Source organism: Variovorax sp. ZS18.2.2, from assembly GCF_024701975.1.
Lineage (GTDB): Bacteria > Pseudomonadota > Gammaproteobacteria > Burkholderiales > Burkholderiaceae_C > Variovorax.
This window is the reverse complement of record NZ_JANLNM010000002.1, coordinates 205,274-229,191: the sequence shown is the minus strand read 5'-3', so window position 1 is coordinate 229,191 and position 23,918 is coordinate 205,274. Positions and strand designations below refer to the sequence as shown.

Sequence of the window (23,918 nt, the reverse complement as noted above, 5' to 3'; positions counted from 1 at the left end):
CGCGCCTCCCATCGGGGAAGCCCCCGGGGGCGTCACATTGGCGACGCCCTTTCTTCTCACACTGGCCATCCCCCGCGCATGCGCCGTGCGACTACAGACAGCGCGGGCTTTCCGCGCGATACCTGACGCTCCCCTCCACCTCATCCATCCACCCACCGAAGGAACCCCCATGGCAGCAGACAAGCACGCAAGCGTTCACTGGGAAGGCGCCGGCAAGACCGGCAAGGGCCAGATCAGCACCGAGACCGGTGCCTTGAAGGACTACCCCTACGGCTTCGCGAGCCGCTTCGAGGACGACAAGCGCGGCACCAACCCCGAGGAGATCGTCGGCGCGGCCCATGCGGCCTGCTTCACGATGGCCTTTGCCTTCGCGCTGGAAGCGGCGGGTCTGGCCGCGACGCGCATCGACACCAAGGCCGCCGTACGGCTGGCCAAGGACGGCGCCGGTTTCAAGATCGACCGCATCCAGCTCGAGCTGGACGCGGCCGTGCCCAACCTCGACGAAGCGAAGTTCCAGGAAATCGCGGCCGCCGCCAAGGCCGGCTGCCCGCTGTCGAAGGCGCTCGCGAGCGTGCCCGAGATCACGCTGAAGGCCACGCTGGCGGGCTGATCACGCGCCTCTGTTCGGGGGCGCGATCACGCCCCACCCCAAAGCACACGCCGCACAACATCGATCCATTTCGGTGCACATAGCTTGCATACCAGTTGGCACAAAAGCTGCTGGTATGCAGGCGAATGTCTACATCCGCATCCGAAATCAGTGCACGCATCGTCGAAGCGGTGATGGCGCAGAAGCTCGCGCCGGGTTCGCGCCTGGGCGAGCAGCAGCTGGCCATGCTCTTCGACTGCAGCCGCACCATCGTGCGCGAAGCCCTCACCCGGCTGGCGGCGCGCGGCATCGTCACCGTGAGCGCACGGCGCGGCTGGTTCGTGATCGAGCCCTCGCAGGAAGAGGCGCGCGAAGCCTTCGAGGCGCGGCGCGTCATCGAGCTGGGCCTCATCAGAAGCACGAACAAAATCGACAAGGCCGCCCTGCGCCAGCTGAAGGCGCACCTGCAGCGTGAAAAAGCGGCACTGAAAGAGAGCGACGTCGGCAACCGCAGCTTCTTGCTCGGCGACTTTCATGTGTGCCTGGCCGAGTGCCTGGGCAACACGCTGCTGGCCGACACGCTGCGCGACTTCACCGCGCGCACCACGCTGATCGCCATGCTCTACCAGAGCACGCACGACGCGGTGCAGTCCTGCGAAGACCACGTGCAGATCGTCGCGGCGCTGGAGCGCGGCGACCACGCCGCCGCCGAGGCGCTGATGGCCGAACACATCGGCACGGTGCAATCGGCGCTGCGCGTGCAGGCGCCCAGCGATCCGCTCGCGCAACTGCGCGATGCGCTGGCGCCGCTGCAGAACAAGGCCTCGACCAAACCCAGGCGCCGCAAGCCCGCGCCCTCCCCCGACGACCCCGATTCATCGACTTACCTAGGAGCCCTGCTATGACTTTCTCTGCATCGAAACGCCACCTCGCCCTCGCGTTCGCTTCCGTCGCCCTGCTGGCCACGGCCGGCGGTGCCCATGCCCAGAACGCGCTGGACAACGTGCTCAAGGCCAAGACCATCAAGATCGCCGTGCCGACCGACTACCCGCCCTACGGCTCGGTCGACAAGAACATGAAGCCGCAGGGCCTGGACGTGGAGATGGCCGAGCTCATCGCCACCAAGCTCGGCGTGAAGATCGAGCTGGTGCCCGTGACCAGCGCCAACCGCATTCCGTACCTGCAGACGCGCAAGGCCGACCTCGTGATCTCCACGCTCGGCAAGAACCCCGAGCGCGAGAAGGTGATCGAGTTCTCCTCGGCCTATGCGCCCTTCTTCCAGGCCGTGTATGCCGCCAAGAGCATGAAGCTCACCGCCTTCTCCGACATGGCCGGCAAGACCGTCGCCGTGACGCGCGGCGCGATGGAAGACCAGGAGCTGAACAAGGTGGCGCCGCCGAACGTCGACTACCGCCGCTTCGAGGACAACAACGCGACCATCGCGGCCTTCGTGGCCGGCCAGACGCAAACCCTCGCGACCAGCGCGGCGGTCGCCGGCGACATGCTCGCCAAGAATCCGAAGGTCAGCGCCGAGTTCAAGCTGCTGCTCAAAGACAGCCCGTGCTTCGTGGGCGTCGCCAAGGGTGAAACGGCCTTGAAGACCAAGGTCAACGAAATCATTGCCGCCGCCAAGAAGGACGGCACGCTGGACGCCATGTCGAAGAAGTGGCTCGGCAAGGCAGCTGGCGACCTGCCCGTCTGATCGAATCACGCGGCCATGAACATCGAGTTCGATTTTTGTGCAGTGCTCGCTGAGTGGCCGCTGCTGCTGCGCGGCGTGGCGTGGACCGTCGGCCTCACTGCCATCGGCACCGTGCTGGGCATGATCGTGGGCACGCTCTGCGCCTGGGCACGCTCGGGCGGGCCCGCGTGGCTGCGCGCCATCGTGGGCACCTATGTGGAGCTGATCCGCAACACGCCCTTCATCGTGCAGCTGTTCTTCATCTTCTTCGGGCTGCCGGCGGCGGGCGTGAAGCTCTCGCCCGAGGTGGCATCGGTGATCGCGATGGTGATGAACCTGGGCGCGTACTCCACCGAGATCATCCGTGCGGGCATCGAAGCCACGCCGAAAGGTCAGATCGAAGCGGCCGTGAGCCTCGCGCTCAGCAAGTCGCAGGTGTTCCTGCGCGTGGTGCTGCCGCCCGCGCTCAAGAAGGTGTGGCCCTCGATGGTGAGCCAGATCATCATCGTGATGCTGGGCTCGGCGGTGTGCGGCCAGATCTCGACCGAGGAGCTGAGCTACGCGGCCAACCTGATCCAGAGTCGCAACTTCCGCGCGTTCGAGGCTTTCATCATCGCGACGCTGATTTATCTCGCGCTGTCGGTGGCGCTGCGGCGTTTGCTCAACTGGGCGGGGCCGAAGTTCTTCTTCGGTCGCTGAACGCACCACAGAAGGAAACCCATCGTCATGAGTGATTTTTCTCTGTGGGACATCCTGCGCAACCTGCTGATGGCGCTGCGCTGGACCGTCGTGCTCTCGTTGATCGCCTTCGTCGGCGGCGGCATCGTGGGCGGGCTGCTGCTGTTCCTGCGCCTGCGCGGCGGCAAGTTTGCGGGCAAGGCGGTCGGCCTCTACGTGCAGCTCTTCCAGGGCACGCCGCTGCTGATGCAGCTGTTTCTCGCCTACTTCGGCATCGCGCTGTTCGGCATCGATGTGTCGGCCTGGACCGCGGCGAGCGTGGCGCTCACGCTCTACACCAGCGCCTTTCTCACCGAGATCTGGCGCGGCTGCGTGGCCTCGATTCCGAAGGGCCAGTGGGAAGCCTCGGGCAGCCTGGCCCTGAGCTTCGGCGAGCAGATGCGCCATGTGATCCTGCCGCAGGCCGTGAAGATCGCGATCGCGCCGACGGTCGGCTTCCTGGTGCAGGTGATCAAGGGCACGGCGCTCGCCTCGGTGATCGGCTTTGTCGAACTCACCAAGGCCGGCAGCATGATTTCGAACGCCACCTTCCAGCCCTTCGTGGTGTTCAGCTGCGTGGCGCTGCTTTACTTCGTGCTGTGCTTCCCCGTGAGCCTGTACGCAAAGAACCTCGAGAGGAAGACCCATGGCCGCCGTGCTTGACGATCGACAAAAAGAACCGGTTGCGTTCGCCGCGCCCATCGTGCGCATCACGGCGCTGCGCAAGTCCTACGGCACCAACGAAGTGCTCAAGGGCATCGACCTGGACGTGAAGCGCGGCGAGGTGATCGCCATCATCGGCAAGAGCGGCTCGGGCAAGAGCACGCTGCTGCGCTGCATCAACGGGCTCGAAGTGTTCCAGGAGGGCTCGCTCACCGTCGACAGCAAGCCGCTGCTGCACGAGAGCGCCATGGCCATGCGCGAACTGCGCCAGCGCGTGGGGATGATCTTCCAGAGCTTCAATTTATTTCCGCATCTCACGGTCGGCAAGAACGTGATGCTCGCGCCCACGCTGGTGAAGAAGCGCGGCAACCTGGAGGCTGCCTCGCAGGCGCGCAAGCTGCTCGAACGCGTGGGCCTGGCGGAGAAGTTCGATGCGATGCCCGATCAGCTCTCGGGTGGCCAGCAGCAGCGCGTGGCCATTGCCCGTGCGCTCGCGATGGAGCCGGCCGTGCTGCTGTGCGACGAGATCACCTCGGCGCTCGACCCCGAACTGGTGGGCGAGGTGCTGCGCGTGGTGGAGTCGCTGGCCGACGAAGGCATGACGCTGCTGATGGTGACGCACGAGATGAGCTTCGCGCGCAAGGTGAGCGACCGGGTGATCTTCATGCACCAGGGGCGCGTGCACGAGATGGGGCCGCCGGCGGAGCTGTTCGGGAATCCGCAGACGGCGGAGTTGAAGCAGTTTCTTTCTTCATTGCACGACTGAGCGATCGGGAACATCGTGGTCGGCTATCCTCGCCCCCCGCGATGTACATCGACCAAGCCATTCCCGCCGAAGCGGCCACTGTCGCCGCCGTCCTCAGCGAAGCCGCCCAATGGCTCGCCACCGGAGGCCGGCCGCTGTGGTCGGCTGCCGATTTCGGCATCGAACGCGTGCAGCGCGACACAGATGCCGGCCGCTACTTCATCGCGCGCGAGAACGGCGACGTTGCCGGCGTTGTGCGGATCGACATGGAAGACCCGTTCTTCTGGCCCGAGATCGAACCCGGAAGCTCCGCCTTCGTGCACAAACTGGCCGTTCGCAGGTCGTGGGGCGGCAAGGGCGTGTCGACCGCCTTGCTGAGCTTCGCGCGAGAACACACCCGCACCCTGGGCCGCCCCTACCTGCGCCTCGATTGCGTGGCGGACCGGCAGGCGCTGCGCACGCTCTACGAGGGATTCGGCTTCGTGCTGCACAGCGTCATCCAGAAGGGGAACGGGTCCTTTGCCCGTTACGAATTGCGCATCGACGGCTGACTGTCCGACAGGCGATGGCGCCGCCCCGGCGCTGGCGGGAACGCATTCGCCTGTGGCAAGCTCGGAACCCCTATGAACCTCCGCACTCCGTCCCTCACCTCCCGTCGCCGGATACTGCAGGCCCTGCTCGGCACGGCCGCCCTGCAGGCCCCGTTCGCGACGCTGGCCGGCTTCAACTTCTTCACCAGCGAATACACCGCGAGCCGCGATGAGCTGCAGGCGATGATCGCCAAGCGCTTTCCGGTGGCCGAGCGCTACGCCGAGATCTTCATGGTCGGACTGCGCGATCCGCAGCTGGGACTGGATGCCGGCACCAACCGCGCGGCCCTCACCGCCACGCTGACGATTGCGAGTCCCTTGCTGGCCGCGTCGCCGGTGCAGGGGGTCGTGTCGATGAGCAGCGCGCTGCGCTACGACGCGCCCACGCGTACCCTGCGGCTCGATCACCCGAAGTCCGAGCGCCTCGAACTGCAGGGCGTGGAGGGCCGCGATGCAGAACGGCTGCAGAAGGTCGGCTCGATCGTCGCGCAGGAACTGCTGCAGGGCCAGGTGCTGCGCAGCTTCACCGCCGACGAACTCACCGTGGGCCGCAAGACCTACGAGATCGGTGACATCACCGTGCAAGACAACGGCATCAAGGTGCAACTGAAATGAAATACCCCCTGCTCGTCGTCGCGCTGCTGATCGCGGGCTGTGCCGCCATCGTTCCCACCGCGAAGCAGCACTTCGACCTGCAGGCGCACCGCGGCGGCCGCGGGCTCGCACCCGAGAACACGCTGGCTGCGTTCTCGAACGCGATCGACCTCGGCGTGACCACGCTGGAACTCGACATCGGCCTCACGGCCGACAACGTGGTCGTGATCTCGCACGACACGGCGCTCAACCCCGACCATACGCGCGATGCCGGCGGCAACTGGCTCGCGGCAAAGAGCGGTGCCGCCGTGCGTTCGCTCACGCTGGCGCAATTGCAGACCTACGACGTGGGGCGCCTCAACCCCACGAGCAACTACGGCAAGCAGTTCGCACTGCAGCAGCCGCGCGACGGCGAGCGCATTCCCACGCTCGCTGCGCTGTTCGCGCTGGTGCAGGCACGCGGCGCCGCCGCGGCCACGGTGCGCTTCAACATCGAGACCAAGATCGATCCGAACAAGCCTGACGAAACCGCGGCGCCCGAGCCCATGGTGCGCGCGCTGCTCGCCGAGATCGACAAGGCGAAGATGGCCGATCGCGTGACCATCCAGAGCTTCGACTGGCGCACGCTGGCGCTCGTCGGCCAGCTCGCGCCGCAACTGCCGCGCGCCTACCTCAGCACGCCGCGCACGCTGAAGGACAGCCGCTGGACCGCTGGCCTCGATGCGGCCGGCTTTGCCTCGGTGCCGCAGCTGGTCAAGGCCGCCGCGGGCAAGGGCACGGGGCCGGTGATCTGGTCGCCGGCCTATGCGGACCTGACGCCGGCCGTCATCAAGGAAGCGCAGAAGCTCGGCATGAAGGTGCTGCCCTGGACCGTGAACCAGCGCGCCGACATGCAGCGGCTGATGGACTGGGGCGCGGACGGGATCATCACCGACTACCCCGACGTGCTGCGCGACCTGATGCGCGAGCGCGGGCTGTCGATGCCGCCTTCCGGAAAGGCTGCGGGATGAGCGCGACACAGCAGCTCGACGCCATTGCCGAACGCATCGCGGCGCTCAGCGGTGGCAGCGGATCGGTCACCGCACTCTCGAACGAAGCCCGCGCCAGCACCGACCTGCTCGGCGCCCTGCCGCCGCGCTACGGCGAGGTATTGCTGAACCTGCTCGACCGCCTCGAATCGAGCGCGCTCTTCAGCGAAGAAAGCTGCTCGTTCAGCCAGAAGGACCTGCTGGACAACCTGCAGGTGTGGGTCGACAAGGCCCGCGGCCAGCTGGTGTCTTAGGGCACCGGTTTATCATCCCGCCCCATGCGCACCCTGCTGCTCGCCCTCATGATCGCCCTGCTGCCCATCCGCGGCTGGCTCGGCGATGCAATGGCGGTGGAGATGGTGCGGCACTCGCTGCCGGCCGCATCGCTCGTCGCGCAAGAGGCCTCCGCGGCCTCGGTGGCGGTGGACGCGCATTGCCATGAAGCCATGGACGCAGCCGACAGCGGCATGGACACCATGGCGCACCACCACGACGAAGGCAACAGCAGCGACCACGGCACCGACCACCAGGGCTGCGGCACCTGCACCGTCTGCCAGGTCTGCCACACGGTGGCGCTCGGTGGCACACCGCTCATCGACATCGTGCACGGCGCCCCCCAGGTGCTACCGACGGCCCACGCGGCCCGCTTCGCGAGCGCAGAGCCCGTCCTGGGCCTGAAGCCGCCCATTTCCTGATCTCCCTGCCCGTAGTCCGTCCGCAGTGAGCCTATTCCGGCTCTCGGCGTTGGTCGTATTGCTCATGGAGATCGAGCGTGAACCCCTTTATTCGCCGGCAGCTTGCCGGCCCCCCTCGCTATCGAAGAAGTAGCGCGCTGCTCAAGCGCGCCGCAGCATTCGCCAGCGCTTTCGCGCTGGCCGGCTGCGCCAGTCTTTCCCCCGACGGCGGCGCTGCCGACGTACAGGCGCTGGTCGCGAACAACCCGTTGATGGCGGGCAGCACCGCCCGCCGCATACCCGACGAGGCCTCGCAGAAGAGCATCGATGCGCTCCTGGCCAAGCCGCTCGATGCCGAGGCCGCCGTGCGCATCGCGCTCGTCAACAGCCCACGCGTGCAGGACGCCTTTGCCACGCTGCAGATCAGCGATGCCGACCGCGTGCAGGCCGCGAGCCTGCCGAACCCGGTGCTCTCGTTCAGCCGCCTTGCGCAAGGCCGCGAGCGCGAGTTCGAGCGGATGCTGAGCTTCAACGTGATCGGGCTCGTCACGCTGCCGTGGCAGGCGCGCTGGGCCGGCCAGCGGCACGAGGCCGCCAAGCTGCAGGCCGCGCAGAGCGTGCTGCTGCTGGCCGCCGACACGCGCCGCGCCTGGGTGCGCGCGGTGTCGGCGCAGCAGAGCGTGGCGTACCTGCGCGATGCGAAGGACGCGGCCGAAGCCGGCGCCGAGCTCGCGCACCGCATGGCGCAGGTCGGCAACTGGAGCGCGCTGCAGCGCACGCGCGAACAACTGCTGCTGGCCGACGCGGCAGCGCAACTCGCGCGCGCCGAGCAGACCGCCGTTGCCACGCGCGAGCAGCTCACGCGGCTGCTCGGCCTCAGTGGCGCGCGCACCAGCTACACGCTGCCCGATCGCCTGCCCCCGCTGCCGCAGTCCGCACCCGACCTCGGTGACGTGCAGGCGCGCGCGCTGCGCGACCGGCTCGACGTGCGTTCGGCGCAGGCGCAGAACACCGTGGTGGCCGATTCGCTCGGCCTCACGCGCGCCACCCGCGTGATCAACGCCATGGACATCGGCGGCGTGCGCAACACCACCTTCGAGAACGACGCCGACCGCTCACGCTCGACGAAGCGCGGCTTCGAGCTCGACCTGCCGCTCCCGCTGTTCGACTGGGGCCAGGCCCGCACCGGACGCGCCGAGGCGCAGTACATGCAGTCGGCCGCGCGCGTGCGCGACGTGGGCGTGCTCGCTGCGAGCGAGGCGCGCGAAGCCTGGCAAGGCTGGAACACAGCCTACGCGCTGGCACGCCGCTACCGCGATGACGTGCTGCCGCTGCGCAAGAAGGTCAACGAGGAAATGGTGCTGCGCTACAACGGCATGCTCGCGAGCGTGTGGGAGCTGCTCGGCGAAACCCGCGCGAGCATGCTCGTGGTGAACGCGGGCATGGAGGCGCAGCGCGACTTCTGGCTGGCCGACACCGACCTGCAATTCGCGCTCACGGGCAGTTCGCCCGGCGGCATGACGGCGCTGCAGACGGCCACGGCCGGCGATGCGCCGGCATCGGGAGGCCACTGACATGAACCGCCGCAATTTCTTCGCAGGTGCGGCCACCGCCGTCGCCGCGACCACGGTCAGCCGCGTCTCGATGGCCGCCTTGCCCGAGCCCGTCACGCAAAGCTCCACCGCCACCGCGGCGCCGCTCGTGCCCCCGAACGGCCGCCCCTACAACCCCGTCGTAACCCTCAACGGTTGGACGCTCCCCTGGCGCATGAACGCCGGCTTCAAGGAGTTCCACCTTGTCGCCGAACCCGTCGTGCGCGAGATGGCGCCCGGCTTCAAGGTCAACATGTGGGGCTACAACGGCCAGTCGCCGGGCCCGACCATCGAAGTGGTCGAGGGCGACCGCGTGCGCATCTACGTGACCAACAAGCTGCCCGAGCACACAACAGTGCACTGGCACGGCCAGCGCCTGCCCAACGGCATGGATGGCGTGGGCGGCATCACGCAGCCGCACATTCCGCCGGGCAAGACCTTCGTCTACGAGTTCACCGCGCGCCGCCCCGGCACCTTCATGTACCACCCGCATGCCGACGAGATGGTGCAGATGGCGATGGGGATGATGGGCTTCTGGGTCACGCACCCGAAGGAGAACCATCCGCTCATCGAGCCCGTGCAGCGCGACTTCTGTTTTCTGCTCGGCAGCTTCGACGTGGAGCCCGGCAGCGCAACGCCCAAGGTCAACACCATGACCGACTTCAACATCTGGAGCTTCAACAGCCGCGTGTTCCCGGGCATCGACACGCTCAATGTGCGCCGCGGCGACCGCGTGCGCATCCGCGTGGGCAACCTCACGATGACCAACCACCCGATCCACATCCACGGCCACGAGTTCGAGGTGACCGGCACCGACGGCGGCCCCGTGCCGCGCACCGCGCGCTGGCCCGAGGTGTCGGTGGACGTGGCGGTGGGCCAGATGCGGCAGATGGAATTCATCGCAGATGAAGAAGGCGACTGGTCGTTGCACTGCCACAAGGCGCACCACACCATGGGACCGATGGGCCACGAGGTGCCGACCATGATCGGCGTGGACCACAAGGGCGTGGCCGAGAAGATCAAGAAGCTCGTGCCCGACTACATGGTGATGGGCGACAAGGGCATGGCCGACATGGGCGGGATGGAGATGCCCATTCCCGACAACACGATGCCGATGATGACCGGCGCGGGCCCCTTCGGCTCGGCCGAGATGGGCGGCATGTTCACGCTGCTGAAGGTGCGGCGCGACCAAAAGCCGGGGGACTACAAGGACCCGGGCTGGTTCAAGCACCCCGCCGGCACGGTGGCGCGCGAAGTGCCCGGCGCCGCCGTGCCGCCGGCCACGCGCAATGCGCCATCGCAGAACAACAGCAGCAATACCGACGCCACCGTGCGCAAGCCTTCGGGCGCGCGCAACCATTGACCTCATTCACTTTCATCCTGGAGTTCAACTCATGAACAAGACCTTCAAATCCGTCGCCCTCTGCATCGCGCTCGCCGCCGCTGCGACCGCATCGCAGGCCCACGAGAACCACACGCCGAAGCCCAAGGGCGCAGCCACGCTCGCCCCCGAGCAGAAGCCCTGGGGCATTGAGGGCAAGGCCGGCGACGTGCGCCGCACCATCGACATCGCGATGGCCGACGACATGACCTTCACGCCTTCGGTCATCGAAGTGCGCGAAGGCGACACCATCCGCCTGCGCCTGAAGAACAAGGGCAAGGAACTGCACGAACTCGTGCTCGGCACCGAGTTGGAGATCGCGAATCACGCGGCCATGATGAAGAAATTTCCGGACATGGAACACGACGACCCATGGATGGTGCATGTGCCCGCGGGCAAGACCGGCGAGATGGTCTGGACCTTCAACCGCGCCGGTGATTTCGACTTCGCGTGCCTCGTGAAAGACCACTTCGAACTCGGCATGGCCGGCCGCATCCGCGTGCTGGCCGCCGCACCCAAGAAATCGTGAATGAACGAATCAAGGAGACCACCATGCAACGACGAACTCTCTTGAAGCGCGCCGCACCGCTGCTTGCGCTCGCATCAACCGCCACCTTGCCGCTCGCCGCTTTCGCCGCCGCGCCGATGGTCGAGATCTGGAAAGACCCGAACTGCGGCTGCTGCCAGGACTGGGTGAAGCACCTCAACAAGAACGGCTTTGCCACGAAGGTGCATGACGAAGGCAACGCCGCCGCTCGCACCCGGCTCGGCGTGCCCGCCAAGCTGGGCTCGTGCCACACGGGGCTGATCGGCGGTTACGCCATCGAGGGCCACGTGCCCGCGCGCGAAGTGCGGCGCCTGCTGAAGGAAAAGCCCAAGGCGGTCGGCCTCGCGGTGCCCGGCATGCCGGTCGGCTCGCCGGGCATGGACGGCCCGGCCTACGGCGACCAGCGCGATCCGTACGACGTGCTGCTCGTGCTGGCTGATGGCAGCACGAGCGTCTACCAAAGCTATCGCTGAAGGAACACAGCCATGAAGAAACTCCTCACCGCCGTCTCTGCCGCCCTCCTCGCTGCGGCCGCCTTCGCGCAGGCCGCGCTGCCCGCCGTCGAAGGCGAAGTGCGCAAGATCGACACCGATGCGAAGAAGATCACCCTCAGGCACGGCGACATCCCGAACCTCGAGATGACCGGCATGACGATGGTCTTCCGCGTGAAAGACCCCGAACTGCTCGGCAAGGTGAAGCCCGGCGACAAGGTGCGCTTCACGGCGGACAAGGTCGATGGGGCGCTCACGGTGCTGTCGATCGAGCCCGAGCCCGCTAGCTGAATCGCCGCGGATCGAACGGCGCCAGCGGCGTCTCGGGTTCGATACCCGCCAGCAACTGCGCCGCCAGTCGCCCCGTGCGCGCCGAGCCGCACAGGCCCACATGACCATGACCGAACGCGAGCACGACGTCCGCGCTCGCGGCCGACGGCCCGATGCAGGGCAATCCGTCGGGCATGCTGGGGCGGCGGCCGAGCCAGTGCTTGAAGGTCTTGGCGCCGCCTGTTTCTGCAAGCGCGGGAAACATCGATTGCAGATGGCGGTGCAGGATCTCCGCGCGGCGCCAGTCGGGCTCGGCATCCAGTCCGCCGATCTCGACCTGGCCCGCTGCGCGCAGGCCACCGTCCATCCAGTGCGCGATGAGCTTGCCATCGGTCACCGCCACGGGCGTGCGAGGGCCCACGACAGCGCCTTCGATCACCACGTGGTAGCCGCGTTCGGTGTCCAGCGGCACAGGGGAGCCCGCAGCCGCGGCCAGCGCGCCGGAATACGCGCCGGCGCAGATGGCGGCGGCATCGCAGGCGATCTCGCCGTAGTTCGTGCGCACCGCGCGCAGCCGGCCACCCTCGATGCGAAAACCCGTGGCGCGGCCAAAGACCCGCTCTGCCCCGGTCGCCACCGCGTGCTGCGCCAGCGCGGCCACGTAGGCGCCCGGGTTTCGGCAATGGCCGGCCTCGGGCACGAAGATGCCGAGCGTGTAGCGCGCATCGAGGTCGGGTTCGCGGCGGCGCAGCTCGTCGGCCGGCCATTCCTCCCAGTGCACGCCCACACGTCCGCGCACCCGCCAGCCCAGCGCGTCGCCTTCGAACTCGGCGCGCGAGCGATAGGCATGCAGCAGTCCGCGCCGTTCGATGAGTTCCGGCACGCCGGCTTCGGCCGCGAGCTGCGCATGCAGTGCGGGCGCGTCCGCCAGCAGGGTGCGCAGCGCATCGGCGGTGCGCTGCACGCGCGCCTCGGTCCAGCCCGAGGCCAGGTAGCGCAGCAGCCACGGCAGCGCGCGCGGCAGATAGCGCCAGCGCACCGCGAGCGGCCCCAGCGGATCGGCCAGCCAGCCCGGCACCTTGCGCCATGCACCGGGGAGCGCGGGCGGCACCACCGAATGCGACGAGAGCCAGCCCGCGTTGCCGTAGCTGGACGCCTGCGGGCCACCGGGGTCTTCGGGCTCGAGGAGGGTCACGCGCAGGCCCGCACGCAACGCCTCGATGGCCGTGGCGCAGCCCACCGCGCCCGCACCGATGACCACCACGTGGCGCCTTGCATCGCCTTCGGAGGAGAAACTACTTCTTGCAACTGTCATGGCGCCTATCGTAGAGGCACGGTCCCATAATCGGCCGCCATGTCAGCCACGACTTCCACTTCTTCTTTCTCCTCCACACACGCCGCCGGTGCCATCACCGACGTCGCCGGCATCGAAGTCGGTCATTTTTCCGACACCCGCCGCCCCACAGGCTGCACCGTCGTCATGGCACGCGAAGGCGCCGTGGCCGGTGTCGATGTGCGCGGCGCCGCCCCCGGCACGCGCGAAACCGACCTGCTCTCGCCCGGCAACCTGGTGCAGCAGGTGCATGCGGTGATGCTCGCGGGCGGCAGCGCCTGGGGCCTCTCGGCGGCCGATGGCGCGATGCGCTGGCTCGAGGAGCGCGGCATCGGCATGGATGTGCGCTTCGGCACCCTGCCCATCGTGCCGGCCGCGGTGCTGTTCGACCTGCCGATGGGCGATGCGCGCATCCGCCCCGATGCGGCATCCGGTTATGCGGCCTGCGATGCGGCCTCGAACGCCGCGCCCGCCGAGGGCAACGTGGGTGCCGGCAGCGGCGCGCTGGTGGGCAAGCTCTTCGGCGTGCACCGCGCGATGAAGGGCGGCATCGGCACCGCGTCGGTCACCGTCGGAGGCGTCACGGTGGGGGCGCTGATCGCGGTCAACTCGCTGGGCGACGTGATCGACCACAACACCGCCCTGCCCGTGGCCGGCGCGCGCACCGAAGACGGCTCTGCATTGCTCGACACCCGACGCGCCCTGCTGCGCGGCGACCTGCCCAAGCCCCTGCTCGCGGGCACCAACACCACGCTGGGCGTGGTCGCGACCGACGCGGTGCTGACCAAGGTGCAGGCCAATCGCCTGGCCAACGTGGCGCATGACGGCCTCGCGCGCGCCATCAACCCGGTGCACACGATGAGCGACGGCGACACGCTGTTCGCGCTGGCCACCGGCCGCGTGCCGCTCGAAGGCAATGCGCCGGGCATGACGGTGCTCGGCACCATGGCCGCGGAGGCCGTGGCCATTGCCACGCTGCGCGCCGTGCGTGCGGCGCAATCGGTGACGGTGGGCGACCTGCACATTCCCTCGGCCAGCGACCTGGCCACGCCCCGCGCCTGACGCATTCCAACAAGAAAGGACCACCATGGCGTTCCCCAGAACCCTGAAGCTGATCCTGCTGTCGATCCGCGACCTGATCGCCTCGGCCGGGCCCATCATCTTTCTCGTGATCGGCCTGCTAATCGCCGCCTACTGGTACCTGCAACCGCAGCCGCCCAAGCACGTGACGCTGGCCACCGGCCCCACGGGCAGTGCGTATGCGGAGTTCGGCAAGCGCTATGCGACAGCGCTCAAGGCCAACGGCATCACGGTCGCGCTGAAGCCCACCTCGGGCTCCTCGGAAAACCTGGAGCTGCTGCGCAAGGGCGGTGCCGACGTGGGCTTCGTGCGCGGCGGCAGCGCCGACCCGGTGGCCGACGAAGAGGCCGGGCTCAGTTCGCTCGGCAGCCTGTTCTTCGAGCCGATCTGGCTCTTCTACCGCGCCGACAGCGCGCTGAAGGTCGACAGGAAGACCGGCACGCTGACCTCGCTCACGCAACTGCGTGGCCTGCGCGTGAACGTCGACATGCCCGGCAGTGGGCTGCCCGAGATCATGGAGCGGCTCTTCAAGGCCAACCGGCTCGGGCCCGACGACGTGCTGCTGTCGAACCTCGAACAGGCCGCTGCCGCCGAGGCGCTGCAGGCCGGGCTGCTCGATGCCATCGTGCTGTCGTCCGCGCCCCAATCGCCGCAGGTGCAACGGCTGCTGCGCGCGGGCGACATCAAGCTGTTGGACTTCGGCCAGGCCGATGCCTACTCGCGGCGCTTTCCGTTCCTCTCGGCCGTGACGCTGCCGCGTGGCGTGGTCGACCTGTCGAAGGACCTGCCGCCCTCGGACGTGTCGCTGCTCGCGGCCACCACCTCGCTCTTGTCGCGCGAGGAAACGCACCCGGCGCTGCGCCAGCTGTTCGCGCAATCGGCGCAGACGCTGCACAGCGACGCGGGCTGGTTCAACCGGGCGCGCGATTTTCCGAACACACGCACCAGCGAACTGCCGGTGAGCCCCGAGGGCGACCGCGCGATCAACGGCACGCCGCCGTTCTGGCAGCGCTACCTGCCCTTTTGGGCGAGCAACCTCGTCGAGCGCATGTGGCTGGTGCTCGGTGGCCTGCTGGTGCTGATGCTGCCGCTGAGCCGCGTGATCCCGCCGCTCTACCAGTTCCGCGTGCGGCGGCGCGTGTTCCGCTGGTATGCGCGGCTGCGCGATATCGAGGGCAAGGTCGATGCCAAGGCGGGCGAGCGCGACACGCTGCTGAAGGAACTCGATGACCTCGATCGCGTGGTCAACAAGGTGGCGGTGCCGCTGTCGTATGCGGACGAGCTCTATGCGCTGCGCAACAACATCTACGCGGTGCGCAAGCGCGTGCTGGCCGGATCGGCGAAGGACGAAGCCGCTTCGACGGAAGCGCCTGCTGTGACGCCGAAGCCTGCGGAATCCGCCTGACGCCTTGGTCCTGCAAACGCTGATCGATTTCGCCGAACCGCGCGGCGACGGAGCGACGCGGTTGCGCGTGGCTTTCGGTGCGCCTTCTCGCGTGCTCGTTGCGCGCACCGCTGAAGAAGTGAAGCCGGTGCTGGAGGCCGTCGAGGCGCTGTCGCGCGAAGAACGCTGGTGCGTGGGCTATCTGCGATACGAGGCGGCCGCGGCCTTCGACCCCGCCTTCGCCGTGCACGCGGGCGAAGGACCGCTGGCGTGGTTCGGGGTGCACGATGCCGCTGCACCGTGGCCCGACACCGTGGCCGGCGATGTGCCCGCCGTCGATTGGCAAGCCGGCCTGTCGCGCCCCGCCTTCGACCGGAACATGCAGGCCATCCACCGCGCGATCGCGAACGGCGAGCTGTACCAGCTCAACTACACCGCGCCGCTGCGGGCCGAGTTTCAGGGCGATGCGCACGACTGGTTCATGACCTTGCGAGAAGCGCAGCCCAACGGCTACGCCGCCTTCATCGACACCGGTGACGAGCAGGTGCTGTCGGTGTCGCCCGAATTGTTCTTCGACTGGCAGGGCGAACGGATCCTCGCCCGCCCGATGAAGGGAACCGCCCCACGCGGCGCGACCGCCGCAGAAGACGAGGCGATGGCGCTGCGGCTGCGCACCGTGCCCAAGGAGCGCGCCGAGAACGTGATGATCGTGGACCTGATCCGCAACGATCTCTCGCGCGTCGCGCAGCCGTTTTCGGTGCGCGTGCCGCGGCTCTTTCACACCGAGGCGCTGCCCACGGTGTGGCAGATGACTTCGGATGTCGAAGCGAAGGTGCGTGACGGCGTTTCGCTGGGGGATGTGTTCTCGGCCCTCTTCCCCTGCGGCTCGATCACTGGTGCGCCCAAAGTCAGCGCGATGCGCATGATCCGCGACCTGGAACCCGAGGCGCGCGGCGTGTACTGCGGTGCTGTCGGCGTGGTGCGGCCGGGCGGGCATGCGACCTTCAACGTGCCGATCCGCACCGTGACCCTGCACGGCACCCAGGCGCGCTGCGGCATCGGCAGCGGCATCACGGCCGATGCACAGTCCGATGCGGAGTGGGACGAGTGGCGGCACAAGCGGGCCTTTCTGGGGCAAGGTCGTGCGCATGTATCGTCTGCGGCTGTCATACCTTCTTTCGAACTGCTCGAAACCCTTGCGCTGGTCGATGGCGTGCTGCGCGATGCGCCTCTGCACCTGGCGCGCATGCAGAACGCGGCTGCGCACTTCGGCTATCCATGGAACGAGGCGGTAGTGGCGGCATGCCTCCATCGCCTGACCGACGCGCATCCGACGGGTTCGTGGCGTGTGCGTCTTCTGCTCGATGCCCAAGGTCAACCGCGCGCAGAAGCCTTCGCCATGGACGCCCCGCCGTCACGGGTGCAACTGCAACTGGCCTCCCGCGCCTTCGACGAGGCCGAGAGCGAGTTCTCCCGTTTCAAGACCACGCGCCGCACACACTACGAGGCCTTCGCGCCGACCGCCCCAGGCGTGTTCGATACCCTGCTGTGGAACCACCACGGCGAGATCACCGAATGCACGCGCGGCAACATCGCCCTGCTGCTCGACGACGGCCGCTGGGTCACGCCGCCGCTGCGCTGCGGACTGCTCGACGGCATCGGCCGCGCCAAGCGCCTGCATGACGGCCAGCTTGCCGAAGCCGTCGTGCGGGTGGACGATCTGCCCCGCGTGCAGGCGTTCGCCTTCATGAACAGCCTGCGCGGCTGGCTCGACGCCGATCTTCTGCCCCCGCAAAAATAGTTCGACAAAGCGCTTGACTTAGAGCGCGCTCCAACTTCGAGAATCAACGCCATGGAAACCAGTCTGACCATCGCGCAAGTCGCACAGCGCACCGGCCTCACGGCCCACACGCTGCGCTACTACGAGCGCATCGGCCTGATCGCCGCGGTGTCCCGTGCACCGGGCGGCCAGCGCCGCTATGCGAGCGCCGACATGGACTGGCTGGCTTTCCTGTTGCGCCTGCGCGAGACCGGCATGCCCATCCAGGGCATGCAGGCCTTCGCCGGGCTTCGAAGCCAGGGGGACGCCAGCGTCAGCGAACGGCGCGGGATGCTCGAAGCGCATCTCGCCGAGGTTCAGGCCCGGGTGGAAGCGCTGCAGCAATCGATGCAGGCGCTTTCGACCAAGATCGCGCACTACCGTGCGGTCGAGGCCAAGGTCAAGACCAAGCGTCCCTCGTTGTCGGGCACTGGCCCGGAAGGAAAGACGAGCGATGACGAACACACAAGCCAACCCAAACAACAGCAGCAACGACAACCTGCGCTACGAGCGCGGGCTGGCCAAACTCCAGGAAGTCGACGGTGAAGGCGGCGTCAAGGTGGTCGAAAGCCTGGCCGACATCGCACCTGATTTCGCGCGCCTGGTGATCGAGTTTCCGTTCGGCGACATCTATTCGCGCCCCGGCCTGGACCTGCGCTCCCGCGAGATCGCGGTGGTGGCCGCGCTCACAGCCATGGGCAATGCCGCGCCGCAGTTGAAGGTGCACATCCAGGGCGCATTGAATGTCGGCGTCACGCGCACCGAAGTGATCGAAGTCATCATGCAGATGGCGGTGTACGCGGGCTTTCCGGCGGCGCTCAATGGGCTGACGGCTGCGCGCGAGGTGTTTGCGGTGGACGCGCCGCGAGGGGAGCCCGCATGAGGCACCGCAGTTTTCGCGTCCGCCTGCCGCTGCTCGGCCTGGCGCTGCTGGCGACTGCGATGAATGCGCCCGCATCGGCGCAAACGCCCGCCGTGCCGACCTGGACATTGGAGCAACGCCCCGTGCATGACGGCCTCTCCTCGCCGGTCGGCATGGCCTACGACGCGGCCGGCCATCTCTATGTCGCCAACTGGTCGGCTGGAACCGTCCTGCGCTTTGCGCCCGACGGTACCCGCTCGGTGTTCGCATCGGGCTTGAGCGGCCCCAGCGGGCTGGCGATAGGCTCTTCCGGCGACATCTTCGTCGCGTCCTACAGCCAGGACCTGGTGTGGCGCTTCACGCCCGGCGGCAGGCAGAGCGTGTTCGTGCGCGGCCTGGCAACGCCGGCAGGCCTGAGCTTCGACCGCAACGGCCGACTGCTGATCGCCAACCGCCGGACTCACCAGATCCTCGCGGCGCATCCCGACGGCAGGATCGAAGTCGCTGCGGAGGGATTGCAGACACCGGTCGGTGCGGTCGAACTGCCGGGCGGCGAGCTGATGGTCAGCAACATTGCGGGCGGCATCTCGCTGGTCGGACGGGACGGACGCGCGCGAAGCATCCACGACGGGCTGCGCAGCCCGGGCCCCGGCATCGTCGCGGACCGGGAGGGCGCCGCCGCCTATGTGGTCGACTACGGCGGCACGACGGTAAGCCGCATCGACCGCGAAGGAGGCCGCGTCGTGGTGGCGGATGGCCTGTCCAGCCCGGTCGGACTCGCCCGGACACCCGACGGGAGCCTGCTGGTCGCCACGTGGGGGGCGAATGCGGTCTTTCGGCTGGTGCGGCCGCGCTGAAACGCAGGCTTGCCCGTCCCATGAAAAAAGCGCGCCGCCCTCCAAGGGTCGGCGCGCCGTTCGCGTCCCGGAAGAACCGGTGCAGGCTTACTTGAGCGCCTTGTAGCGCATGCGCTTGGGCTTGGCGCCTTCTTCGCCGAGACGCTTCTTCTTGTCGGCTTCGTACTCCTGGTAGTTGCCGTCGAAGAAGGTCCACTGGCTGTCGCCTTCGGCCGCGAGGATGTGGGTGGCGATGCGGTCGAGGAACCAGCGGTCATGGCTGATCACCATGACCGTGCCGGCGAACTCGAGGAGTGCGTCCTCCAGTGCGCGCAAGGTTTCCACGTCCAGGTCGTTCGACGGTTCATCGAGCATCAGCACGTTGCCGCCGGCGATCAGGGTCTTGGCGAGGTGCAAACGACCGCGCTCACCGCCCGACAGCGTGCCGACCTTCTTCTGCTGGTCCGCACCATTGAAGTTGAAGCGGCCTGCATATGCACGGCTGGCCATCTGGAACTTGCCGACGTTGATGATGTCCAGGCCGTTCGAGATGTCCTCCCACACGGTCTTCTGATTGGCGAGCTCGTCGCGATGCTGGTCGACGAAAGCCGCCTTGACGGTCGAGCCGATGACCACACTGCCGGCGTCCGGCTGTTCCTTGCCCGCGAGCAGCTTGAAGAGCGTCGACTTGCCGGCGCCGTTCGGGCCGATGATGCCGACGATCGCGCCCGGCGGCACGGTGAAGCTCAGGTTGTCGATCAGCATGCGGTCGCCGAAGGACTTGCTGACGCCGTGGAACTCGAACACCTGCTGACCCAGCCGCTCGGCCACAGGAATGAAGATTTCCTGCGTTTCGTTGCGCTTCTGGTATTCCATGTCGCTCAGCTCTTCGAAGCGGGCGAGGCGCGATTTGCTCTTCGCCTGGCGTGCCTTCGGGTTCTGGCGCGACCACTCCAGTTCCTTCTTCAGCGCCTTGGCGTGGGCTTCTTCGCTCTTCTGCTCCTGCGCCAGGCGTTCGCCCTTCTGCTCGAGCCAGGTGCTGTAGTTGCCCTTCCAGGGAATGCCGCGACCGCGGTCCATTTCCAGGATCCACTCGGCCGCGTTGTCCAGGAAGTAGCGATCGTGGGTGATGGCCACCACGGTGCCCGTGAAACGCTGCAGGAACACTTCGAGCCACTCCACCGATTCGGCGTCCAGGTGGTTGGTCGGTTCGTCGAGCAGCAGCATGTCGGGCTTGGACAGCAGGAGGCGGCACAGCGCCACGCGCCGCTTTTCGCCGCCTGACAAGAGGCCGATCTTCGCGTCCCACGGCGGAAGGCGCAGGGCATCGGCGGCGATTTCCAGTTGATGTTCGGAATCGGTGCCGGCCGTGGCGATGATGGCTTCGAGCTGGGCCTGCTCGGCCGCCAGCGCGTCGAAGTCGGCGTCTTCGGCACCGTAGGCGATGTACACCTCTTCGAGCCGTGCCTTGGCCGCGAACACCGCGCCCATGGACTCTTCGACCGATTCGCGCACGGTGTGCTCGTTGTTGAGCTTCGGTTCCTGCTCCAGATAGCCGATCGTCATTCCCGGCATGGGCAGCGCCTCGCCCTCGAATTCCTTGTCCACACCCGCCATGATCTTGAGCAGCGTCGACTTGCCCGAGCCGTTCAGGCCGAGCACGCCGATCTTGGCGCCGGGGAAGAAAGAGAGCGAAATGTCTTTCAAGAGCTGCCGCTTGGGCGGCACGGTCTTGCTGACACGGTTCATCGAATAGACGTATTGAGCCATCTGTGGATACTTACCTTGGGTAGCGGAAATTGGGGGAAAAGCGCGGGCGCCAGAACAACGCATTCGGGCACGGCAAACCACCGATTATCGACTCATGCGACAATAGCCACCGTTGCCGGGTCCAGTTGCCCGCAACACCGGCTCTCTGCCGGGGACGAAGAAGACCTTTCTTGCAATGGGTTTTCCGGCTCCCACCCCTGACCTTCATCTGCCTTGACTGGCTCGGCGTCAACATTAAGACGCCAAGCGGGCCGATGCCACTGCGCCGTGTATGGCGCTTATTGTTTCCAATGAATTTTGATGAACTGAAGCTGGCTCCCGCCATCTTGAAGGCTGTGCACGAGCACGGTTACGACACCCCCACCCCCATCCAGGCGCAAGCCATCCCCGCCGTTCTCGAAGGCCACGACCTGCTCGGCGGCGCCCAGACCGGCACCGGCAAGACCGCGGCCTTCACGCTGCCGATGCTGCACAAGCTCACCATGAGCCGCAGCGCCACCAACAAGTTCGGCGGCGTCGGCATCCGCGCCCTCGTGCTGACCCCCACCCGCGAACTCGCGGCCCAGGTCGAAGAATCCGTCCGTACTTACGGCAAATACCTGCAACTCGACTCGACCGTGATCTTCGGCGGCGTCGGCATGAACCCGCAGATCAGCAAGCTCAAGAAGGGCGTCGACATCCTCGTGGCCACCCCCGGCCGCCTGCTCGACCTGCAGCAGCAAGGCATGCTCGACCTGAGCCAGGTCCAGATGCTGATCCTGGACGAAGCCGACCGCATGCTGGACATGGGCTTCATCCACGACGTGAAGAAGATCCTGGCGCTCGTGCCCAAGGAAAAGCAGAGCCTGCTGTTCTCGGCCACCTTCAGCGACGAAATTCGCGATCTGGCCGCCACGCTGCTCAAGAACCCGCAGAGCATCCAGGTCACGCCGCGCAACACCACGGTGCAGCGCATCACCCAGGTGATCCACCCCGTGGGCCGCGGCAAGAAGAAGGCGTTGCTCGCGCACATCATCAACGAGAACAAGTGGAGCCAGGTGCTCGTGTTCACGCGCACCAAGTTCGGCGCCAACAGCGTGGCCGAATTCCTCACCAAGAACGGCATCGAGGCGATGGCGCTGCACGGCAACAAGAGCCAGAGCGCGCGCACGCAGGCGCTGGCCGGCTTCAAGAGCGGCGACATCCGCGCGCTGGTGGCCACCGACATCGCGGCCCGCGGCATCGACATCGACGAGCTGCCGCACGTCGTGAACTACGAAATCCCGAACGTCAGCGAAGACTACGTGCACCGCATCGGCCGCACCGGCCGTGCCGGTTCGAGCGGCGAGGCCGTGAGCTTCGTGTGCCTGGACGAAGAAGGCTTCATGCAGGAAATCGAGCGCTTCACCAAGCAGACGATTCCAGTGCAGATCGTCGAGGGCTTCGGTCCGGAAGACGGCGAGCGCGCCGAGCCGATCGCCATGGGTCGCCAGACGATCTGGGGCGGCGCCGGTCGTCCGCCGAGCCGCGACGTGATGCAGGCGGCCGCCAAGGCTGCGCGCACCGAGATGCTGTCGCGCATCCGCGAGAACAAGGCTGGCCAGGGCGGCGGTGAGCGCGCTGGCGGTGGTGGCGGCGGTGGCGGTCAACGCCGCGGTGGCGGCCAGGGCGGTGGTGGTGGCGGCGGCCAAGGCCGCAATGCCAACGGCGGTGGTGGTCAAGGCCAGGGCCCGCGCGGCCAGGGTGCACGCGCACCGCAAGGCCGTGGTCCGCAAGGTCCGGCACGCACGCCGCACCACGCACCCCAGCATCAACAACAACAGAATCACCTGCCGCACGACGAGCGCCAACCGCGCCATCACGGCAACAGCCACAGCCCGACGCAAGCCAACCAGGTCGCGCACCTGCGCGCCGAAGCGGTCGCGGGTGGTGAAGGCCAGCCGGATCCGTTGCGCACGAGCGTCGACCACATGGGTGGCGGACGCGGTCGCGGCCGCCCGGGTGGCGGTGGTGGCGGCTACGGCGGCAATCGCTCGGGCGGCGGTGGCCGTTCGGGTGGCGGCGGCGGTGGTTACGGCGGTGGCGGTGGCAACCGTTCCGGCGGTGGCGGCGGTGGCCGCTCCTTCGGGCGCTGAACACTCCGGGCAGGGACACCTGCCCCGGAAATGAGCAAGGGCACTTCGGTGCCCTTTTCTTTTGGGCGCCTTTTTCTTGTTTTGCGGGCAAGACACAATCGTCAAGCCATGCAATACATCCCACCCAACTACGCCACCCTCTTCGTAGCCACCTGCAACCTGCTCAACCTCGCGGACCCCAACCGGGTGTATTACGAGAACCAGGACGCCTACAACGAGCGCGAGTACGAGCGAAAGATCGACTGGATCGGCGAGCGCTTCCACGCGCTCAATGCCGACGTGCTCGCGGTGCAGGAGGTGTGGGACGAAGCGGCGCTCAAGGCGGCGATTGCGCGCAGCGGCCTGCGCTACGACTTCGTTTCGGTGCCGGGTGCCGAGAACACGCCGCCGCCCGGCAGCCCGCCGGGCACGCCACCCAGGCCGGGCGCACAGGGCACGCCGCGCGTGGGCATCGCGACGCGGTTGCAGGTGGACAACGTCCAGTCCTTCACCGACTTCCCGCCGGGCTTCGGCGTGGAAGTGCCGGGCCTCGGCCCACACACCCGCTTCGAGCGCCCGCCCCTCCTGGCCACGCTGCGCATGAAGCACGGCCAGCAGGTGCACGTGCTGACGGTGCACCTGAAGTCCAAGCGCCCCAAGTTCCTGCAGGACGCACAGGGCAACCACCTGGAGGACCGCGACGATCGCAAGGTCGGCGTGATGGCTTCGCTGCGCTCGCTGCTGATGCGCGGCGCCGAGGCCGCCGCCCTGCGCTGCATCGTCATCGACCTGCTGCAGGGCACTAACACCCCGCTGGTGGTGATGGGCGATTTCAACGACAACCCGCACAGCGTGACCACGCAGCTCGTGGCCGCCACCTCCGAAGTGGCCTACGACAAGGCCGCGCGCGACGTGGCGCTGTTCAACGCCTACGAGATGCAGGGCGAGTCGGCGCTGAAGAAGGACGTGGCTTATTCGCACATCCACCAGGGCTTTCCGGACGTGCTCGACCAGATCCTGGTGAGCGAGGAATTCATCGCCAGCAGCCGGCACAGCCTGGGCGATGTGCGGCGGGTCGACTATTTCAACGACCACCTGCACGAAGGGCGCGACCGTTCGCGGTCGGACCACGGCTTCGTGCGCGCCCTGCTGCGGCTGCGCACGGCCTGAAGAAGCCCG

Annotated in this window: 26 protein-coding genes; 24 read left to right on the top strand and 2 right to left on the bottom strand. The window is 67.6% G+C overall.

Annotated features, from left to right (window positions below):
• The first annotated feature begins 169 nt into the window (after positions 1 to 169).
• The 16 genes from NU688_RS11505 to NU688_RS11430 all read left to right on the top strand — a co-directional run bounded on the left by NU688_RS11505 (position 170) and on the right by NU688_RS11430 (position 11,583).
• Positions 170 to 610: an OsmC family protein gene (locus NU688_RS11505; protein ID WP_257860740.1), complete on the top strand. Its 441-nt coding sequence runs from the start codon at positions 170 to 172 to the stop codon at positions 608 to 610.
• A gap of 125 nt (positions 611 to 735) precedes the next feature.
• A complete protein-coding gene (locus NU688_RS11500; protein ID WP_257860739.1) occupies positions 736 to 1,494 on the top strand; it encodes a GntR family transcriptional regulator in 759 nt (252 codons plus the stop codon).
• A complete protein-coding gene (locus tag NU688_RS11495; RefSeq protein ID WP_257860738.1) occupies positions 1,491 to 2,291 on the top strand; it encodes a transporter substrate-binding domain-containing protein in 801 nt (266 codons plus the stop codon). Before NU688_RS11500 ends, NU688_RS11495 begins: the two co-directional genes overlap by 4 nt.
• Before the next feature lie 15 nt (positions 2,292 to 2,306).
• Entirely contained in the window at positions 2,307 to 2,969 is a 663-nt protein-coding gene (locus tag NU688_RS11490; RefSeq protein ID WP_257860737.1) for an amino acid ABC transporter permease, read from the top strand.
• A gap of 27 nt (positions 2,970 to 2,996) precedes the next feature.
• Positions 2,997 to 3,650 (top strand): amino acid ABC transporter permease, encoded by a 654-nt coding sequence (locus tag NU688_RS11485; RefSeq protein ID WP_257860736.1) that lies wholly within the window; start codon positions 2,997 to 2,999, stop codon positions 3,648 to 3,650.
• On the top strand, positions 3,634 to 4,416 hold the full coding sequence (locus tag NU688_RS11480; RefSeq protein WP_257860735.1) for an amino acid ABC transporter ATP-binding protein: 783 nt from the start codon (positions 3,634 to 3,636) through the stop codon (positions 4,414 to 4,416). Before NU688_RS11485 ends, NU688_RS11480 begins: the two co-directional genes overlap by 17 nt.
• A 41-nt stretch (positions 4,417 to 4,457) precedes the next feature.
• Positions 4,458 to 4,946 carry a GNAT family N-acetyltransferase gene (locus tag NU688_RS11475; protein WP_257860734.1) on the top strand — a complete coding sequence of 163 codons (489 nt, stop codon included), beginning with the start codon at positions 4,458 to 4,460 and terminating at the stop codon, positions 4,944 to 4,946.
• 72 nt (positions 4,947 to 5,018) lie between these two features.
• Entirely contained in the window at positions 5,019 to 5,600 is a 582-nt protein-coding gene (locus tag NU688_RS11470) for a DUF1439 domain-containing protein (protein WP_257860733.1), read from the top strand.
• Entirely contained in the window at positions 5,597 to 6,589 is a 993-nt protein-coding gene (locus NU688_RS11465) for a glycerophosphodiester phosphodiesterase (protein ID WP_257860732.1), read from the top strand. The genes NU688_RS11470 and NU688_RS11465 overlap by 4 nt, the downstream gene beginning before the upstream one ends.
• Positions 6,586 to 6,861 carry a hypothetical protein gene (locus NU688_RS11460; RefSeq protein ID WP_257860731.1) on the top strand — a complete coding sequence of 92 codons (276 nt, stop codon included), beginning with the start codon at positions 6,586 to 6,588 and terminating at the stop codon, positions 6,859 to 6,861. Before NU688_RS11465 ends, NU688_RS11460 begins: the two co-directional genes overlap by 4 nt.
• Before the next feature lie 24 nt (positions 6,862 to 6,885).
• Positions 6,886 to 7,302: a hypothetical protein gene (locus NU688_RS11455; protein ID WP_257860730.1), complete on the top strand. Its 417-nt coding sequence runs from the start codon at positions 6,886 to 6,888 to the stop codon at positions 7,300 to 7,302.
• Positions 7,303 to 7,379: 77 nt separating this feature from the next.
• Positions 7,380 to 8,855: a TolC family protein gene (locus NU688_RS11450; RefSeq protein ID WP_257860729.1), complete on the top strand. Its 1,476-nt coding sequence runs from the start codon at positions 7,380 to 7,382 to the stop codon at positions 8,853 to 8,855.
• Between the two features lies 1 nt (position 8,856).
• Positions 8,857 to 10,236, top strand: coding sequence for a multicopper oxidase family protein (locus NU688_RS11445; protein WP_257860728.1), 1,380 nt, complete (start codon positions 8,857 to 8,859; stop codon positions 10,234 to 10,236).
• A 31-nt stretch (positions 10,237 to 10,267) separates the two neighbouring features.
• Positions 10,268 to 10,783: a cupredoxin family protein gene (locus NU688_RS11440; protein ID WP_257860726.1), complete on the top strand. Its 516-nt coding sequence runs from the start codon at positions 10,268 to 10,270 to the stop codon at positions 10,781 to 10,783.
• A gap of 23 nt (positions 10,784 to 10,806) precedes the next feature.
• Positions 10,807 to 11,274: a DUF411 domain-containing protein gene (locus tag NU688_RS11435; protein ID WP_257860725.1), complete on the top strand. Its 468-nt coding sequence runs from the start codon at positions 10,807 to 10,809 to the stop codon at positions 11,272 to 11,274.
• 12 nt (positions 11,275 to 11,286) lie between these two features.
• Positions 11,287 to 11,583: a copper-binding protein gene (locus tag NU688_RS11430; protein ID WP_257860724.1), complete on the top strand. Its 297-nt coding sequence runs from the start codon at positions 11,287 to 11,289 to the stop codon at positions 11,581 to 11,583.
• Here the strand turns inward: NU688_RS11430 and NU688_RS11425 are convergent.
• Positions 11,576 to 12,877 (bottom strand): FAD-binding oxidoreductase, encoded by a 1,302-nt coding sequence (locus NU688_RS11425; protein ID WP_257860723.1) that lies wholly within the window; start codon positions 12,875 to 12,877, stop codon positions 11,576 to 11,578. The two genes, NU688_RS11430 and NU688_RS11425, sit on opposite strands and share 8 nt — an antisense overlap.
• Before the next feature lie 39 nt (positions 12,878 to 12,916).
• On the opposite strand from NU688_RS11425, the gene NU688_RS11420 reads away from it, so the two are divergent.
• The 6 genes from NU688_RS11420 to NU688_RS11395 are packed head-to-tail and all read left to right on the top strand — an operon-like array spanning position 12,917 to position 18,897.
• Complete coding sequence (locus tag NU688_RS11420) at positions 12,917 to 13,957, top strand: P1 family peptidase (protein WP_257860722.1); 1,041 nt, start codon at positions 12,917 to 12,919, stop codon at positions 13,955 to 13,957.
• 25 nt (positions 13,958 to 13,982) lie between these two features.
• On the top strand, positions 13,983 to 15,380 hold the full coding sequence (locus NU688_RS11415; RefSeq protein ID WP_257860721.1) for a TAXI family TRAP transporter solute-binding subunit: 1,398 nt from the start codon (positions 13,983 to 13,985) through the stop codon (positions 15,378 to 15,380).
• 4 nt (positions 15,381 to 15,384) lie between these two features.
• Complete coding sequence (gene pabB, locus NU688_RS11410; RefSeq protein ID WP_257860720.1) at positions 15,385 to 17,160, top strand: aminodeoxychorismate synthase component I; 1,776 nt, start codon at positions 15,385 to 15,387, stop codon at positions 17,158 to 17,160.
• 51 nt (positions 17,161 to 17,211) lie between these two features.
• Positions 17,212 to 17,724 (top strand): MerR family transcriptional regulator, encoded by a 513-nt coding sequence (locus NU688_RS11405; protein WP_257860719.1) that lies wholly within the window; start codon positions 17,212 to 17,214, stop codon positions 17,722 to 17,724.
• Positions 17,633 to 18,061 carry a carboxymuconolactone decarboxylase family protein gene (locus tag NU688_RS11400; protein ID WP_257860718.1) on the top strand — a complete coding sequence of 143 codons (429 nt, stop codon included), beginning with the start codon at positions 17,633 to 17,635 and terminating at the stop codon, positions 18,059 to 18,061. Before NU688_RS11405 ends, NU688_RS11400 begins: the two co-directional genes overlap by 92 nt.
• Positions 18,058 to 18,897, top strand: a complete 840-nt coding sequence (locus NU688_RS11395; RefSeq protein ID WP_257860717.1) for an NHL repeat-containing protein — start codon at positions 18,058 to 18,060, stop codon at positions 18,895 to 18,897. Before NU688_RS11400 ends, NU688_RS11395 begins: the two co-directional genes overlap by 4 nt.
• 87 nt (positions 18,898 to 18,984) lie before the next feature.
• Here NU688_RS11395 and ettA read toward each other — a convergent pair whose 3' ends face one another.
• Positions 18,985 to 20,646: an energy-dependent translational throttle protein EttA gene (ettA, locus tag NU688_RS11390; RefSeq protein ID WP_198787190.1), complete on the bottom strand. Its 1,662-nt coding sequence runs from the start codon at positions 20,644 to 20,646 to the stop codon at positions 18,985 to 18,987.
• Positions 20,647 to 20,936: 290 nt separating this feature from the next.
• Here ettA and NU688_RS11385 point away from each other — a divergent pair, with 290 nt between their 5' ends.
• Together NU688_RS11385 and NU688_RS11380 are read left to right on the top strand one after the other, a co-directional pair.
• Entirely contained in the window at positions 20,937 to 22,760 is a 1,824-nt protein-coding gene (locus NU688_RS11385; RefSeq protein WP_257860716.1) for a DEAD/DEAH box helicase, read from the top strand.
• A gap of 108 nt (positions 22,761 to 22,868) precedes the next feature.
• Positions 22,869 to 23,909 (top strand): endonuclease/exonuclease/phosphatase family protein, encoded by a 1,041-nt coding sequence (locus NU688_RS11380; RefSeq protein WP_257860715.1) that lies wholly within the window; start codon positions 22,869 to 22,871, stop codon positions 23,907 to 23,909.
• The last annotated feature ends 9 nt before the right edge of the window (positions 23,910 to 23,918 follow it).

Bases quoted from the DNA above. Each gene is read 5' to 3' on its own strand.
- NU688_RS11505 (WP_257860740.1), top strand. From the start codon at position 170: ATGGCAGCAGACAAGCACGCAAGCGTTCACTGGGAAGGCGCCGGCAAG.
- NU688_RS11380 (WP_257860715.1), top strand. From the start codon at position 22,869: ATGCAATACATCCCACCCAACTACGCCACCCTCTTCGTAGCCACCTGC.
- NU688_RS11440 (WP_257860726.1), top strand. From the start codon at position 10,268: ATGAACAAGACCTTCAAATCCGTCGCCCTCTGCATCGCGCTCGCCGCC.
- NU688_RS11470 (WP_257860733.1), top strand. From the start codon at position 5,019: ATGAACCTCCGCACTCCGTCCCTCACCTCCCGTCGCCGGATACTGCAG.
- ettA (WP_198787190.1), bottom strand. From the start codon at position 20,646: ATGGCTCAATACGTCTATTCGATGAACCGTGTCAGCAAGACCGTGCCG.
- NU688_RS11430 (WP_257860724.1), top strand. From the start codon at position 11,287: ATGAAGAAACTCCTCACCGCCGTCTCTGCCGCCCTCCTCGCTGCGGCC.
- NU688_RS11445 (WP_257860728.1), top strand. From the start codon at position 8,857: ATGAACCGCCGCAATTTCTTCGCAGGTGCGGCCACCGCCGTCGCCGCG.
- NU688_RS11385 (WP_257860716.1), top strand. From the start codon at position 20,937: ATGAATTTTGATGAACTGAAGCTGGCTCCCGCCATCTTGAAGGCTGTG.
- NU688_RS11490 (WP_257860737.1), top strand. From the start codon at position 2,307: ATGAACATCGAGTTCGATTTTTGTGCAGTGCTCGCTGAGTGGCCGCTG.
- NU688_RS11405 (WP_257860719.1), top strand. From the start codon at position 17,212: ATGGAAACCAGTCTGACCATCGCGCAAGTCGCACAGCGCACCGGCCTC.
- NU688_RS11465 (WP_257860732.1), top strand. From the start codon at position 5,597: ATGAAATACCCCCTGCTCGTCGTCGCGCTGCTGATCGCGGGCTGTGCC.
- NU688_RS11500 (WP_257860739.1), top strand. From the start codon at position 736: ATGTCTACATCCGCATCCGAAATCAGTGCACGCATCGTCGAAGCGGTG.
- NU688_RS11480 (WP_257860735.1), top strand. From the start codon at position 3,634: ATGGCCGCCGTGCTTGACGATCGACAAAAAGAACCGGTTGCGTTCGCC.
- NU688_RS11420 (WP_257860722.1), top strand. From the start codon at position 12,917: ATGTCAGCCACGACTTCCACTTCTTCTTTCTCCTCCACACACGCCGCC.
- NU688_RS11435 (WP_257860725.1), top strand. From the start codon at position 10,807: ATGCAACGACGAACTCTCTTGAAGCGCGCCGCACCGCTGCTTGCGCTC.
- NU688_RS11395 (WP_257860717.1), top strand. From the start codon at position 18,058: ATGAGGCACCGCAGTTTTCGCGTCCGCCTGCCGCTGCTCGGCCTGGCG.
- NU688_RS11400 (WP_257860718.1), top strand. From the start codon at position 17,633: ATGACGAACACACAAGCCAACCCAAACAACAGCAGCAACGACAACCTG.
- NU688_RS11415 (WP_257860721.1), top strand. From the start codon at position 13,983: ATGGCGTTCCCCAGAACCCTGAAGCTGATCCTGCTGTCGATCCGCGAC.
- NU688_RS11425 (WP_257860723.1), bottom strand. From the start codon at position 12,877: ATGACAGTTGCAAGAAGTAGTTTCTCCTCCGAAGGCGATGCAAGGCGC.
- NU688_RS11495 (WP_257860738.1), top strand. From the start codon at position 1,491: ATGACTTTCTCTGCATCGAAACGCCACCTCGCCCTCGCGTTCGCTTCC.
- NU688_RS11485 (WP_257860736.1), top strand. From the start codon at position 2,997: ATGAGTGATTTTTCTCTGTGGGACATCCTGCGCAACCTGCTGATGGCG.
- NU688_RS11455 (WP_257860730.1), top strand. From the start codon at position 6,886: ATGCGCACCCTGCTGCTCGCCCTCATGATCGCCCTGCTGCCCATCCGC.
- NU688_RS11475 (WP_257860734.1), top strand. From the start codon at position 4,458: ATGTACATCGACCAAGCCATTCCCGCCGAAGCGGCCACTGTCGCCGCC.
- NU688_RS11460 (WP_257860731.1), top strand. From the start codon at position 6,586: ATGAGCGCGACACAGCAGCTCGACGCCATTGCCGAACGCATCGCGGCG.